Origin of the sequence: Paucibacter sp. B51, assembly GCF_027863535.1 — a bacterium.
GTDB classification, from domain to species: domain Bacteria; phylum Pseudomonadota; class Gammaproteobacteria; order Burkholderiales; family Burkholderiaceae_C; genus Paucibacter_A; species Paucibacter_A aquatilis.
Genome location: NZ_JAPIVN010000001.1, coordinates 1,499,844 through 1,514,327, shown reverse-complemented (window position 1 = coordinate 1,514,327; position 14,484 = coordinate 1,499,844). Strand labels below are relative to the sequence as shown.

Here is a 14,484-nt window from a genome sequence, read left to right as displayed (position 1 = left end):
AGGCGGTCACTCAGGCCACTTGAGCTCCAGCAGTTCGCGCAGCAAGGTATTGACGTTGCTGCGGATCGCGCCCTCGCTGGCCATGCGCATGCGCTCGTTGGGGTCGAGGATGGCGGAGCCGAACTCGGCCGTGTGCTGGGTGCGCAGCTTGCGCTCGTAAATGGTGCGGCCGGTGCGCGATTCCATCAGGGTGTAGCTCAGCGTCACCGCCACCTTGGCGTCCAGCACGGCCACCATGGGTTGGTCCAGCAGCATCAGGGTCACGCGCAGCTCGTAGCGCGCATCGGCCGGGCGCGGCGCATACAGGCCGGTGTCGCGCAGGGATTCTTCCAGAGCCTCTTGCAGCGAGGCATTGCTGATCTTGGCGCCCCAGAATCGCCCGGTCGGCTGGCCACCCGACACCGGCATCAGCTGCACTTGCGCGCGCAAGCCGGGCGGCACCCAGCTGCGCAGCTGCAAGCTCTCGGCCAGGCTCAGGCGCATGGCGGGCGCATCGGCCGGCGTGCCGCAGCCGCTCAAGCCCACGGCCGCAAGGGCCAGCGGCAGCATCAGCAAGGCACGGCGGCGCGGCATGGGGTGATCGGGCATGGCAGGCATGAGGCGCGAAGCGGCAGAGTGGAGATGAAAACAGAGCCCGGACCTTCAGAGCCGGCGGTGCTGCAGCGCCGGCAACTGGCTGCGCACCGCGGCCAGGCGCGCGGTATCCAGCTCGGCCAGCACCAGGCCCTCGCCTTCCGGCAGGCAGCCCAGCACCTCGCCCCAGGGGTCAACGATCATGGTGTGGCCCCAGGTCCTGCGGCCATTTTCATGCCGTCCACCCTGGGCCGGTGCCACGATATAGGCCTGGTTTTCGACCGCTCGGGCGCGCAGCAGCAGCTCCCAATGCGCCTGGCCCGTGGTGTAGGTGAAGGCCGAGGGCACGCAAAACAGATCGCAGGGCGGCCGGCCCGGCTGAAAACTCATCGCCCGGTAGAGCTCGGGGAAACGCAGGTCGTAGCAGACGCTCAGGCCGATGTTCAGCCCCTCGGCCTGCAGCATGACCGGCGCCGCGCCGGCCTCCAGCACCCGCCCCTCGTCGTAGGCCTCGCGGCCGTTGTCGTAGCGGAATAGATGGATCTTGTCGTAGCGCGCCGCCAGCCGGCCATCGGGCGCGTAGACACAGCTGGCATTGCGCACACGCTCGGGGTCGGAGGTGCGCAGCGGCAAGGTGCCGCCCACCAGCCACAGGCCCAGCTCCGCCGCAGCCTCGCGCAGCGCGCGCTGGATCGGAGCACTCGGGTCGCCTTCGGTCTCGGCCACCGCCAGCTTGTCGCGGTCCTGCAAGCCCATCAGGCAGAAGTACTCGGGCAAAGACGCCAGCTGGGCTCCTTGCGCCGCAGCCTCGGCCAACCAGTGGCGCGCCCGCGCGAGATTGGCCGCCACATCAGGACCGGACACCATCTGAATCGCTGCGATCTTCATCGGTTCACCTTCGTTCTACGGACATTCAACAACCGGCTGCAATCGGCACGAAGCAGCCTTTGGTTTTGCTCGTGAGGCCCTGCAGCCCGTGCCGCCACCGGGCTCATGGTTCCGGGGTCGGCCCTAACGGGCCGACTTCCCTGCGCTGCTCGCGCCTCGGGGCTGGCGCATAACTCACTCCGCTCCCTGCGTTCGCTTCGTTCAGACAGAAGCGCCAAGTCAGAACTTGAAGCGCACGAGTACATGCGCGCCCCGAGGCGCTGCGCTGCTCGGCCCGGCACAATTCGCCCGGCAGCGGCACGGGCTGCAGGGCGCTTGCATCGCGGTCGATGTGCCTCTTCCACGGTGGAACACGCCACCTCCGGAGGTGGCTCGGCCCGCCGACGGGCGATTTGTGCGCGGCCGAGGGCGCAGCGGAGCGGCTCAGGCGCGCGTACTCGCGCGCTTCAAGAACTGACTCGGCGCCACTGTTTGACCACAGTGAGCGCAGCGAACGGAGGGAGTTTGGCGCCGCTGAGCCGCGGAGTGAGCAGCGAGGGAAGTCGGCTCTCAGAGCCGACCCGCGAACCATGAGCCCGGCGGCGGGCCGAGCCACCGCAGCGTGCGTGAGCAGATCGGCACGACGATGGTCCGCAATGCGCCGCTTGCCGCCGCTCACGGCTGACGCTCCGCAGCGCTGGCGGGTGTCGATGCCTCCTCGGCCTTGTGCTCCACCTTCTCCACCTTGGGGTCCACCCAGCTGCCGGTGATGTGGAACTCGCGCGTGCTGGCCGCCGCCAGCGGGCGGCTGAGCAGCAGCTGGGCCAGGAAGGTGCCCAGGCCGATGGCCGGGTTGACGGCGGCATAGGCCAGCGAGGCGCCGCCCGCGTTCAGCTCAGGCACCACCAACACGCGCAGGTTCTGCGTCTCGGCGGCCAGGTCGGCGCGCCCCTCCACCAGCACGGCCGCTTGCACACCGCGGGTGCGCAGATTCTGGCTGCTGGCCACGCCGCGCTCGATCTTCACATCACCCTGGATGCCGTCGAAGGTGAAGCCTTCCGAGAAGACATCGCGGAAATCGAACAGAAAGCGCCGCGGCAGCGACTGCAGGCTCAGCACCCCGAGCAGGCGGCCCACACCGGGCTCCACGGTCAGGAACTGGCCCGACTCCAGCGCCACATGCAGCTGGCCGCTCATGCTCGCGTAATCGGGCGAAAGCGGCGAGCCGGCCCAGCCGATCTGGCCGGTCAGCTCACCGCGGCCGCCCCGCAAGACCCGACCCTGGCCCATGCGCTCGAGCAGGCTGCCGGCGTCCAGCAGCTCCAGCTTCCAGTCCAGCTCGCTGCGGCGCTGCGCCTGGCCGGGCTCATTGATCCAGCGGCCTGTGCCGTTGAGCACGGCGTCGGCCGACTTGAGTTGCAGCTTGTTGAGATGCCAGTCGCGCTGCGGGCCGGTGGCGCGGGCCTGCACTTCCAGGCGGCCCAGATGCTTGTCGCGCAGCTCGAAGTCATCGACCACGATGTCCAGATCGGGCACGCTGCGGGTGTCGCTGCTGCTCGTGTCCGCCTGCGGCTTGCCGGCCAGCAGCTGGCTGACCGACTCCACCTCCTGCTTGGGCAGGGAGAGCCGCCCCAGGCGCGCAAACACCAGGCCGTTGCCGGCATTGCGATGCTCCACATAGCCGCTCAACTGATCGGCATCGAGGCTGAAGCGCCAGCTGCGCAGATCGCCGCCGGGCAGGCGGCTGGCGCCCAGCACCAGGCGATTCAGGGTGCGGCCGGCCAGATGCAGGCTGCTGGCGCGCAGGGCGATCTGCTGGGGCAGATAGCTGAGCTCGGCGCCCTCGCCCTCTGCGGAAGGGGTCACAACAGCAGCAGCGGCAGCAGCAGCCGTGCCCGCCGCGCTGCTACTGCTTTGCCAACGGCCCAGGGTCTGGCGCCAGGCATCGAGATTGAAGCTGTCGAGGTTGGCGTGCAGCTGCACGCCGCTGGCCGGCAGCGGCGGCAGATTGTCCTGCACGCTCAGGGCGCCGCGCAGCACCCGCGCCGGTTCCACCGTCAGGTCGCGCTGGTAATGGGCCAGCACCGTGTTGCCCAGTTCCAGGCGCAGCTCATCGCGCGCCGACTGGCTGGCACCGGCGGCCAGCGGTGCCAGCACGGTCTGCACGCGCAGGGGCAGGATGCTGTCGGCCTCCTTGCGCAGCGGCGCCGGCAAATCCAGGGCCAGCCCTTGCAGATTGCTGCTGAGCTGGAACTCGGGCTGGCCGTGGCTGAGCCCCAGCTGCAGGCGATAGGCCGCCTGGCCGCTGGCGGCCTGGGCCAAGGGCGCCAGGGCGCTGAACTCGGGCGTGCGGCGCAAGGCTTCGGCCGTGGCCACGCCCTGGGCCACGAAACGCAGGCTGCCATCGGGCAGGCTGCCGCCCTCGATGGCGGCATCGCCACCGGCCACACGGGCCTGGGCGCCGACGATCCGGACGCTGGCCTGATCGAACTCGATGCGGCCGCGGGCAATGCCCAGCACGGGCACGCCGGGGCGGATGCGCAGCTCGTTGCCACCCAGCTGCACGGCGCCGCGCACCTTGCTATGGGCGATGTCATGCAGGGGCAGGCTGAGGTGCAGCTTGAGGGCGGCCGGGCCACTGGCCGAGGTCTGGGCCAGCATGCCACTGGTCCAGCCATGGACCGGTGAGCTGCGCACATAACGCAGCAGCTCCTGGGCCGGGCCGCTGCCGCTGCCCTCGATGTCCAGCACCTGGTCGTGCAAGAGGCTCTTGATCCCGCCGCTGATGCCATTCAGCTCGTAGCCGAACACCCGCGCCTGGCCGCGGCGGATCGCCATGCTGCCGCGCTCGAACACCAGCTCGGCATTGACGCGCTCGAGCGCCGGCCAGTTCAGGGCCTGGCCCGGCTCGGCCGGCACGTAGGCCAGATCGATGTCACGCGCCTGCGTGCTGATGCGGAACTGCCCCACGCGTTCGCTGCTCTCGAAGGGAAACTCGTGCAGCGGGCCGCGCACTTTGAAATTGATGGCGCGCGCCTCGCCGCCGCGGATGGCTTCGCGCACATAGCGCAGCGCATGCTCGCCCACAGCCAGGGGCAGGTAGGCCACCACCCGGCGCGCGTCGATGCGCTCGATCTTGCCGTTCAGATCCATCCAGCCGAAAGGCTGGGTGTCTGAGCCGGCGCGCCAGACGGCGTCGAACTCGCCGCGCAGATCGGCATTGGCCAGTTGCAGGTCCTTGACGCGCAGCTCCAGGCGGTGGCCGGGCTTGGCGGCCGGGTCCAGGCGCCAATCGAGCCGGGCACTCAAGTGCTTGAAGGGCGGCAAGGGGTTCTGGAACACCCCGGGGACATCCAGCCGCCCGCCCTCGGCCAGGCTGAGCTTGGCCTGGCCGCCACGCTCGCTGGCCTCCAGCTGCAGGCGCAGGCCGTCGAAGCCGGGCCGGCCCACGGCAACATGCGAGGCCGGATCGGCCGGTGGCAGCGCAGGCCGCGCCGCCATGCGCAAGCCGTCGAGCTGGGCCTTGATCTGGTAGCTGCGCGGCGCCTCCAATGGGCCGTCCCAGCGCGCGTTCAGGTCGCTCAGCACCCCTTGGGGCGCCAGATCGGCCAGGCGCGCGCGCGCGGCCTCACCGACAGGCAGGCGTTGCAGCAGCTGGGCCAGCAAGGCCATGTCCAGACGCTGCACCTGCAGATCACCACCGAGCAGGGGCGGCAGCCCGGCGGCTGAGGCGCCTGCCGAGACGGTCGAGCTTGCGCCCGCCGCCTTGGCCAGGCGCAGGCGCAAGCCCCAGTCCGAGCGCGGCCACACCGTGCCATCGCCGCTGACAAAGCCCAGCTGCTTGGCCTGCAGCGAGAGCTGCAGCGGCTCGTTGAGCAGCTGCAGCCGGCCTTCGATGCGGGCCAGGACCAGGGGTTCAGCCTGCGGGTCCAGGCGCAGCTTGACCGAGCGCAGGCCCAGGTCCACGGTCACGCCCTGGGACTCGCCTTTTTTGTAATCCAGCCAGGCACGCAGGGCGCCGTCGCCCTCGCTGAGCTCGAAGGGCAGGTCCACATGGCGGCGCAGCTGGTGCAGGTCGGCGCGCGGCAGGTCTGCATAGAGCTGGCCGCTCCAGCTGCGCAGCTCGGAGGGGCGCTTGAGCAGCTGCTGGCGGAACTGGCCCTGCAGGCTGAAGCGCTGGCCCCACTCGGGCGGCGGGCTGGCATCGAGGCGGAAGCCATGCTCGCGCAAGCCATTGCGCATGACCAGGTTCAGATCGGACAGCTCCAGCGGCGGCGCGGCGCGGCGCTCGTCCACCCAACGGATGCGGCCCTGGAGGATGACGAACTCATGCTGGCTCAGCAGCCAGTCGGCCCAGGCCTCGGCCATATCGGCCGTCTGCACCTGGGGCGCGGCATCGACGTTGAGGCCGGCGACAAAGATATGGCCCTGGCGGTCGCGGCGGATCTCCAGCTGCGGCGCATCGATCAGCAGCTGCTCGAAGCGCAGTTGCCAGGCCAGCACCGAGCGGGCCGACAGGGCCGCAGCCACACGCGGCAGGCGCAGGGCCTCGCGGCCTTGCGGGTCGAGCAGGCGCACATCGCGCAGCTCCAGGGCCGGCACCCAGCCGCCCGAGGTGACGGTGATGCTGCCGATGCGCAGCGGCACGCCCAGGGCGGACGAGGCGCGCTGCTCCAGCTGCGGGCGCCAGTCGTCGATGCGCGGCAGCACCAGCCAGTGCAAGGCCAGCCAGGCCAGCAAGACCAGGCCCCAGGCCAGCAGCAGCAAGCCCAGCAACCAGCGCCCGCCCACACGCAGCCAGCGCAAAGGGCGACGCCAGCCGATCAAGCCGGAGGGGCCTGAGGCGGGGCTGGGGGTGGCAGCGGGGTCTCGGCTGAGCTCGGGCATGAAGAAGATGAATGGCGGCTCAGCGGTACGGCAAAGCGTTGAACGTGGCGGTCAGCAAAAAACACAGCAGAAAGCAAGGCTCAAACAGCCCGCACGCAGCAAGCCCCAGCAGGGCGCCCGCTCGCGCTGGCATGACTTTAAGCGCTTGCTTTCCGCGGGCTTTGAAGTTTCTGCATACTTCAGCCCTTCTCGCCTGCGGAACGCCTGCCCTGGCTCCGCCGAATCTAGCACAGCACTCTTTCGCTCCTTTCTGCCGTCCCCGCCCATGACCGAGCCTCAAACCGACCTGGTGGCAGCGCCTTCCGCCCGCGCCGAACACAGCCGCTTTGTGCAACGCGTGCGGCGCCGTTACGAGAAAGAGCTGCCCCTGCTGCCCGCCGGCCTGCCCTCGCGCGCAGCCATGCAGACCCTGGTCGAGGCGCTGCAGGCCCAGGGCCGCAGCCTGGCCAGCGCCCTGCGGGTGGCGCGCCATCTGGTGCTGGAGCGCCTGGCAGTGTTCGATATCGAGCAAGGCGCGGCCATGCACGAGATCACCGAGGCCATGACCCACCTGGCCGAGGTCAGCCTCTGCCTGGCCCTGGCCGCCGCCCGTGCTGAGCAGGACCTGGTGGCCGGCGCGCCGCGCAACGAAGCCGGCGAGGTGATCGATTTCTGGGTGCTGGGCATGGGCAAGCTGGGCGCTCGCGAGCTCAATGTCTCCTCCGACATCGACCTGATCTACGTCTACGAAGACGAAGGCCAGACCGACGGCCCGCGCCCGGTCTCGGCCCACGAGTACTTTGCCGGCGTGGCCAAGAAGCTCTACGCCCTGATCGGCGAGGTGACGGACGACGGCCAGGTCTTCCGCGTCGACCTGGCCTTGCGACCCAATGGCAACTCGGGCCCGGCGGCCGTCAGCATGGCCATGCTGGAAGAGTATTTCCTGGTGCAGGGGCGCGAGTGGGAGCGCTTTGCCTGGCTCAAGAGCCGCGTCGTGGCGCCGCTGGAATCGGTGCAGAACGGCCGCGCCCTGGCCCTGCGCTCGCTGGTGACGCCCTTTGTCTACCGCCGCTATCTCGATTACGGCGTGTTCGAAGGCCTGCGGCAACTGCACCGCAAGATCCGCGACGAGGCGCAGCGCCGCGCCGTGGGGCGGCCCGAGCGGGCCAACGATGTGAAGCTCTCGCGCGGCGGCATCCGCGAGATCGAGTTCATCGTCCAGCTGCTGCAGGTGGTGCGCGGCGGGCATTTCCCCGAGATCCGCACCCGCTCCACCGTCAAGGCCTTGAGCCGGCTGGCCAGCCTGGGCCTGATGAAGCCGGACACGGCCGAGAAGCTCAGCGAGTGCTACGAGTTCCTGCGCCGGGTCGAACACCGCATCCAGTTCCTGGACGACCAGCAAACCCATTGCCTGCCCTCGGCCGACGAAGACCTGCTCTGGATCGCCCACAGCCTGGGCATGGTCTGCAGGCCCGAGGGCTGTGAGCTGCTGGAGCGACTCTGCGAGGTGCGCGAGACCGTCGCCAACGAGTTCGACGCCCTGCTGCACGACAGCCAGGCGCCCGGCCCCTCCAGCGGCCCCAGGGGCTGCCGCAGCTGCAACGGCCCGGCCCTGCCGGTCGACGCCGAGGAATTCCTGGCCAAGCTGCAGCCCGAGCTGGCCACGGCCGTGCGCCGCTGGGCCAGCCAGCCGCGGGTGCAGAACCTGCGCGAAGACTCTCGCCTGCGCCTGGCCAAGCTGGTCGGCCGCGCCGCCATGGCGGTGCGCGACGAGGGCTGCAGCCTGGACGCCGCCCTGCGCTTTGTCGATTGGATGGAGCCGCTGCTGCGGCGCGAGAGCTATCTGGCCCTGCTGGTCGAGCGCCCCTCCGTGCAGACCCGGCTGCTGCGCCTGCTGGGCCTGGCGCGCTGGCCCATGCGCTATCTGATGCAGCACCCGGGCGTGATCGACGAGCTGGCCGACAACCGCTTGCTCAGCGAACGCTTCGACGGCCCCAGCTTCCTCAGCGATCTGCAAGCCCGTCACGAGGCCTGGGAGCGCAGCGGCGAGGCCCATGAAGAAGCCCTGCTCGACACCTTGCGCCGCGCCCACCATGCCGAGGTCTTCCGCACCCTGGTGCGCGACATTGAAGGCCAGATCACGGTCGAGCAGGCCGCCGACGAGCTCTCGGCCCTGGCCGACGCGGTGCTGCAATGCACGATAGCCTGGACCTGGGCCCGCCTCAAGCAGGCGCACCGGCCGCAGCCCCGCTTCGCCGTCATCGCCTACGGCAAGCTGGGAGGCAAGGAGCTGGGCTATGGCGGCGACCTGGATGTGGTCTTCCTGTTCGACGACGAAGACGAGGCCGACAAAGACCTGGTGCCCGAGGTCTACGGCGCCTTTGTGCGCAAGCTCATCACCTGGCTGACGGTGCGCACCGCCGCCGGCGAGCTCTTCGACATCGACACCGCCCTGCGGCCCAATGGCAACTCGGGCATGCTGGTGACCTCGCTGGCCTCGTTCGAGAAATACCAGACCGGCCGCGGCAGCAACACCGCCTGGACCTGGGAACACCAGGCCATCACCCGCGCCCGCTTCTGCGCCGGTGACGCCAGCCTGGCGGCCCGCTTCGAAGCGGTGCGCAGCCATGTGCTGACCGCGCCGCGCGACCATGCCGCCCTGCGTGAGGAAGTGAAGGCCATGCGCGAAAAGGTGCGCGCGGCCAAGCCGGTGCGCGCCGGCTGGTACGACCTCAAGCACAGCGCCGGCGGCATGATGGATGCCGAATTCGCGCTGCAATACCTGGTGCTGGCCCATTCGGGCGCTCACCCCGAACTGATCCCCAACCTCGGCGTCATCGCCCTGCTGCAGCGGGCCGAAGCGGCCGGATTGCTGCCGGCCGGCGTGGGCCGCGCCGCGGCCGATGCCTACCGAGAGCTGCGCCGCGCCCAGCACCGCGCCCGCCTGGACGAGCAGGCCACCACCTTTGACGAGGCGCGTCTGGACGAGCTGGGGCTGCGCGCCCAACGGGATGCCATCCTGGCGCTCTGGCGCGCCGTCTTCGAGGCCGCTTGAACTTGGCGTTCGCACAGGCCCGCGCCTGGCTGGGCCTGTGCGCCCTGCTGGCGGCCGGCGGCCTGCTGGCCGGCGCCCTGCCCAGCGCCGCGCTCGACTGGCAGCCCAGCCTGGCCGCGAGCGAGCCCTGGCGCGCCTGGAGCGCGGCCTGGGTGCACTGGAGCCTGCTGCACTTACTGGCCAATCTGGCCGGCTGTGCCGTGCTCGGCGCCCTGGGCCTGAGTGCCCGCCTCGGCACGCCCTGGGCCCTGGCCTGGTTCGCCACCTGGCCGCTGACCCAGTGGGGGCTGCTGCTACTGCCCACCTCGGCCGGCCCCTTGCATCATTTCGGCGGCCTCTCGGGCGTGCTGCACGCCGGCGTGGCCGTGGCCACCGTCGCCTTGCTGCAGCGCCCTGGCCGTGATCGCCACATCGGCCTGGCCATCGCCGCCGGCCTGATCGCCAAGCTCTGGCTCGAACAGGCCTGGACCGGCCCCGCCTTGCGCGAGGTGGCCGGCTGGGACATCGCCGTGGTGCCGTTTTCGCATTTCAGCGGGGCGGTGGCAGGCGGCTTGTGCGGGCTGGTGGCTGGGTGGCGGAGTCGGGGTGAACAGGTGAACAAGTGAACGAGTGAAGCAATACCTCGCCCTCCACCGCTCACCACGCCGCATTCACCCATTCACCCATTCACCCATTCACCTATTCACCCGTTCACCCGTTCACCTGTTCACCCGTTCACCCACTCCCCCCCATGCCCCGCCACACCCACCTCGACCCCCGCGCCATCGTCCTGCTGCTGATCTGCTGCGTCATGTGGGGCCTGAACCAGGTGGCGGTGAAGGCTGCGATGAGCGAGATGGGGCCGCTCTGGCAGGCCGGGCTGCGCTCGCTGGTGGCGGCGGGGCTGGTGGCGCTGTGGGCGTGGTGGCGCGGCATCGCCCTGTTCCAGCGCGATGGCACGCTGCGCGGCGGTCTGCTGGCGGGGGCGCTGTTCGGGCTGGAGTTCGCCTGCATCTTCATCGGCCTGCAGTTCACCAGCGCCTCGCGCATGGTGGTGTTCATCTACCTGAGCCCCTTTGTCGTGGCCCTGGGCATGCCCTTCATCTCGGCCAGCGAGCGCCTGGCGCCGCGCCAGATCGCTGGCCTGGTGATGGCCTTCGCGGCGGTGGCCTGGGCCTTCTCGGAAGGTTTCCATCAAGAAGAGGCCAGCCGTCCCTTGCAATGGCTGGGTGACAGCCTGGGTGTGCTGGCGGCCCTGCTCTGGGGCGGCACCACCCTGGCCATCCGCGGCAGCCGCCTGTCCAGCGCCAGCGCCGAGAAGACCCTGCTCTACCAGCTGGGCATCTCCGGCCTGGGCCTGAGCCTGGCCGCGCTCTGGGTCGGCGAGCCGCTGCCGGCCGAATGGTCGCTGCGCCTCAGCGGCCTGTTCTTCTTCCAGGCGGTGATCGTCAGCTTTGCCAGCTACCTGCTCTGGTTCTGGATGATCCGCCACTACCCGGCCACCCGCCTGGCCAGCTTCACCCTGGCCACGCCGCTGTTCGGCCTGCTGGCCGGCGCCGCCCTGCTGGATGAGGCGATCAGCCCGCGCCTGGGCCTGGCCTTGCTGGCCCTGGCGGTGGGCGTGGCCCTGGTGAACCGCAAGCCCGAACCGGCACCGAACGAGGAAGAAGCCGGTGATTCCCGTGGCGTGGCGCCCACAGGTGCTGCCACGGGCAAGCCCGGAGATCGGTAGTTTTTCCGCCCCGTCTTGCGTTCAAGGCCTGCGGGCTCCCTGCCGATACTGCTTATTGCAATCCATTGCAATACCATGCAGGGACGCACCCGATTCCGCCCGTCAGACGCCTGGAGGCGCAGACGGCGCTCGGTCGAGGCACCACGGCAGACGCGCTGCGCCCGCTGTGGCCTGACCGGTTCTGGTCCGCGCTTCACCGCAAGGCATGAAGCGGGGCTGTTGAATGCCCCGCCTTGCCCCCGCGTTCATCCCAACTGACGAGACGCCTCCATGCGCCCATCTACGCATTCCACACCGATCGCCAGCACCCCTGGCTGGGCCCGCCCCGGCGTGAACTGGTTCCGCCAGATGATGTTTCCGGCCAAGGCGGGCGTGATCCTGGTGCTTCTGGTGCTGCCCATGCTCATGACCTTGGGGGTGCTGATCTCCGATCGGAAGTCCGCCTGGCAAAGCACGGCCTCGGAGCGCACTGGCCTGGCCACCATCCAAGCGATCTTGCCGGCCATGGAGGCCACTCAACTCTTGCGCCGAGGACTGATCGACCGAGCCAATGGGGTGGAGAGAAGCGACCTGCCGGCCTTGCAGGACCGGTTCAAAACGGCCTTCGAACTGTTGCACAAAGAAGCCAAGCCGCGCCTCGACAGCTTTGAAGACAAAGGCGACGAGCACTGGAAGCCGCTGATGGCCGCGCATGAGGCCGCGTCGCGCCAGGCCAGCCAAGGCATGAGCGCGGCCGAGGTTCGCAAACCCTATGTGGAAATCAGCAAGCAGTTGGGCGACCTGGTCGAGCATGTGGCCAATACCAGCGGTCTTGCCCTGGACCCCGAAGGCGACAGCTACTACCTGATGCTGGCTGCGACCTTCCATTTGCCGCCCCTGATGGAGAACCTGGGCTTGAGCCGAGGAGCCCTGGCGAACTATGTGATGGACCCCAAGCCACAGCGTTTGGCCACCGCAGCCGCCAGCGTGGCCATAGACAAGGCGCTGCTGAACAGCCTGCGCGACGACCTGATCCATGCCGCAGAGTTCAACCCGGCCCTGGCACAGAGCAAGCTGGCGGAACAAATGACCAGCGCCCTGGACTTCACCACCCGCGGCGAAGCCTTGCTGCAGCAAGACAGCGTCGGCGAACGCAAGGCTGCCGACATCGTGCAAGAGGCCAGCGCCGCTCTGGTGGAGCTGAGCGGCATGCAGCGCGCCCTTGCAAAACAACTGGACGCTCTGCTCGAAGCGCGCCAGCAGCGCCTGTTGCACGGCACGATCCTGGGCGCAGGCGGCGCCTTGGTCTTGCTGCTGGCCGGCCTCTACTTTTTCTATTGCTTCTACCGGGTGATGAATTCCGGCATCAGCACCCTGATTCAGCGCATGCGCGCCATGGCCGCCGGCGACCTGACCGACACCCTGACACCCAAGGGCCGCGACGAGACCGCCCTGCTGATGGGTGCACTGGCAGAGATGCAGCTGTCCTTGCGTGCCACGGTCAGTGAGGTTCGCGAGGCGGCCGATGCCATCAAGCTGTCGGCGGACGAGGTCGCCACCGGCAGCATGGACCTGTCGCAACGCACCGAACAGGCCGCGGCCAATCTGGAGGAAACCGCCTCGGCCATGGAGGAAATCAGCTCCACCGTCAGCAACACAACCGAAGGCGCCTCACAAGCCGCCGGCGTGGCGGCACAAAACGTCAAGCTGGCCGGCCAGGGCGGGCAGGTGATCGAGCAGGTGGTCACCACCATGTCCGAGATCCAGGACTCCAGCCGCCGCATCGGCGAGATCATCGGCGTGATCGACAGCATCGCCTTCCAGACCAACATCCTGGCGCTGAATGCGGCGGTGGAAGCGGCGCGGGCGGGTGAACAAGGCCGCGGCTTTGCTGTGGTGGCCAGCGAGGTGCGGGCCCTGGCCCAGCGCAGCGCCGAAGCCGCACGCGAGATCAAGCAACTGATTGTGGCCAGCGGCGAGCGGGTGGACGTGGGCAACCGCATCGTCAGCGAGGCCGGCACCACCATGCGCGCCATCGTCGAAAGCACCAGCAAGGTGGGCAGCCTGCTGCAAGGCATCTCCAGCGGTGCGCGTGAACAGGCCCTGGGCATCGAGCAGGTCGGCAAAGCCATCCACGAGCTGGACCAGATGACGCAGCAGAACGCCGCCCTGGTCGAGGAAACCGCCGCGGCCTCCAGCGGCATGCGCCAGCAGGCTGAGCAACTGGCCCGCGCGGTGGACGCCTTCAAGCTGCCCTGAGCCCGCCCCCGCACTAAGGCGAGGTCGCCGGTGCTGGCGATGGCGGCGGCGCCAGCCGCGCCGCGTGCATCAGCCGGATCACCTGCACCAGATCGCGCGGCTTGAAGCGGCTGCTGCCCGCCTCGGTGTCCACCCGGTGCACCATGACCAGGCGCTGCAGCGGATAGACGCCCAGCATGTGCACATCGACGCCGGTGTGGAAGAAGGCCGGCGGGTCCTCGGGCCGGGCCGGCAACAGCACATCCCAGAGCCGGCCGTAGGCCAGGCCCCATTGCGGCTGCACCACCGACACGGGCTGGGTGCTTTGCTCGATCCAGTCGCGTGGCAACAGTTGCTGGCCACGCCAAGCGCCGCCTTGCAGGTAGAGCTGGCCGTAGAGGGCCAGGTCATGCGCACTGAGCCGGAAGTGCTGGGCGGGGAAGCGCGAGCGCGAGGGCTCCTGCTGCACAAAGCCATCCAGCCTGGCCAGCCAGGCCGCATCGGGCTCCGGATCGCCCTCGCTCCAGCGGCCGATGCGGGCCTGCCAGTCCAGCATGCCCAGGGGCTTGGCAATGTCGCGATCGAAAGCCTCGAACAGCGGCCCGCAAGCACGCTCCAGCACGGCGGCCGCGGCATTGAAATCCCAGTTGTTGTAGTGCCAGTGCGCGCCCGGCGCATGGCTGCCACGCGGCGGCTTGGCGGCCTGCATGGCGGCGCTCTCGGCTGCGGCCGGGTGGTAGATGCCCGAGCGCGACTGCAGCAGCTGCAGCACGGTGGCGCGGCGCTCCTCGGCCGTGAGCGCAGGCGCGTTGTCGTCGATGCCCAGCTCGGCCAGCGTGGCCTCCAGCCGCAGCCGGCCCCGTGCCACGCATTGCCCGACCAGGGCGTTCAACACCGCCTTGCGCATGGAATGCAGCAACAAGGGCTTGCGCACATCGCCCCACTCGAAGAACACGCGGCCCTCGTGCAGCAAAAGCATCGATTGCGAGCCGGCCTGGGCCAGAAAGTCAGCCAGCGCCTGCAGGCGCGCGGCGTCGTAGCCGGCTTCGGCCGGGCTGATGCGCTCGAAGCGATCGGGGGCGGCAGCCGCCTGCGCCGCCGGTGAGTTCAGCACGAGCAGCAGCCAGCCAAACGCCAGGATTCCACGGCGCAGGGCGGAGGCAAGCGAGGGCAGGTCCAGGCGGCAGCACATGGC

8 protein-coding genes are annotated in these 14,484 nt (G+C 69.5%); 4 read left to right on the top strand and 4 right to left on the bottom strand.

Annotated elements, in window-relative coordinates; genetic code table 11:
- Positions 1 to 6: 6 nt before the first annotated feature.
- From OOB33_RS06430 to OOB33_RS06420, 3 genes are all read right to left on the bottom strand, one after another.
- On the bottom strand, positions 7 to 588 hold the full coding sequence (locus OOB33_RS06430; protein WP_271008083.1) for a hypothetical protein: 582 nt from the start codon (positions 586 to 588) through the stop codon (positions 7 to 9).
- Between the two features lie 54 nt (positions 589 to 642).
- Positions 643 to 1,461, bottom strand: coding sequence for a carbon-nitrogen hydrolase family protein (locus OOB33_RS06425; protein WP_102768380.1), 819 nt, complete (start codon positions 1,459 to 1,461; stop codon positions 643 to 645).
- A gap of 654 nt (positions 1,462 to 2,115) precedes the next feature.
- Positions 2,116 to 6,327: a YhdP family protein gene (locus OOB33_RS06420; protein WP_271008082.1), complete on the bottom strand. Its 4,212-nt coding sequence runs from the start codon at positions 6,325 to 6,327 to the stop codon at positions 2,116 to 2,118.
- Positions 6,328 to 6,592: 265 nt separating this feature from the next.
- On the opposite strand from OOB33_RS06420, the gene glnE reads away from it, so the two are divergent.
- The 4 genes from glnE to OOB33_RS06400 all read left to right on the top strand — a co-directional run bounded on the left by glnE (position 6,593) and on the right by OOB33_RS06400 (position 13,310).
- Positions 6,593 to 9,361, top strand: a complete 2,769-nt coding sequence (gene glnE / locus OOB33_RS06415) for a bifunctional [glutamate--ammonia ligase]-adenylyl-L-tyrosine phosphorylase/[glutamate--ammonia-ligase] adenylyltransferase (protein WP_271008081.1) — start codon at positions 6,593 to 6,595, stop codon at positions 9,359 to 9,361.
- The gene (locus OOB33_RS06410; protein WP_271008080.1) at positions 9,358 to 9,966 is read left to right on the top strand and encodes a rhomboid family intramembrane serine protease; all 609 of its coding nucleotides are present in this window, start codon (positions 9,358 to 9,360) and stop codon (positions 9,964 to 9,966) included. Before glnE ends, OOB33_RS06410 begins: the two co-directional genes overlap by 4 nt.
- A 125-nt stretch (positions 9,967 to 10,091) precedes the next feature.
- Complete coding sequence (locus OOB33_RS06405) at positions 10,092 to 11,072, top strand: DMT family transporter (RefSeq protein WP_271008079.1); 981 nt, start codon at positions 10,092 to 10,094, stop codon at positions 11,070 to 11,072.
- Positions 11,073 to 11,342: 270 nt separating this feature from the next.
- On the top strand, positions 11,343 to 13,310 hold the full coding sequence (locus OOB33_RS06400) for a methyl-accepting chemotaxis protein (RefSeq protein WP_271008078.1): 1,968 nt from the start codon (positions 11,343 to 11,345) through the stop codon (positions 13,308 to 13,310).
- A 13-nt stretch (positions 13,311 to 13,323) separates the two neighbouring features.
- On the opposite strand, the gene OOB33_RS06395 is transcribed toward OOB33_RS06400, so the two are convergent.
- Entirely contained in the window at positions 13,324 to 14,481 is a 1,158-nt protein-coding gene (locus OOB33_RS06395; RefSeq protein ID WP_271008077.1) for a serine hydrolase domain-containing protein, read from the bottom strand.
- Positions 14,482 to 14,484 lie beyond the last annotated feature (3 nt).

Coding starts and splice junctions, on each gene's coding strand:
- OOB33_RS06430 (WP_271008083.1), bottom strand. CDS start 588: ATGCCCGATCACCCCATGCCGCGCCGCCGTGCCTTGCTGATGCTGCCG.
- OOB33_RS06425 (WP_102768380.1), bottom strand. CDS start 1,461: ATGAAGATCGCAGCGATTCAGATGGTGTCCGGTCCTGATGTGGCGGCC.
- OOB33_RS06420 (WP_271008082.1), bottom strand. CDS start 6,327: ATGCCCGAGCTCAGCCGAGACCCCGCTGCCACCCCCAGCCCCGCCTCA.
- glnE (WP_271008081.1), top strand. CDS start 6,593: ATGACCGAGCCTCAAACCGACCTGGTGGCAGCGCCTTCCGCCCGCGCC.
- OOB33_RS06405 (WP_271008079.1), top strand. CDS start 10,092: ATGCCCCGCCACACCCACCTCGACCCCCGCGCCATCGTCCTGCTGCTG.
- OOB33_RS06400 (WP_271008078.1), top strand. CDS start 11,343: ATGCGCCCATCTACGCATTCCACACCGATCGCCAGCACCCCTGGCTGG.
- OOB33_RS06395 (WP_271008077.1), bottom strand. CDS start 14,481: ATGTGCTGCCGCCTGGACCTGCCCTCGCTTGCCTCCGCCCTGCGCCGT.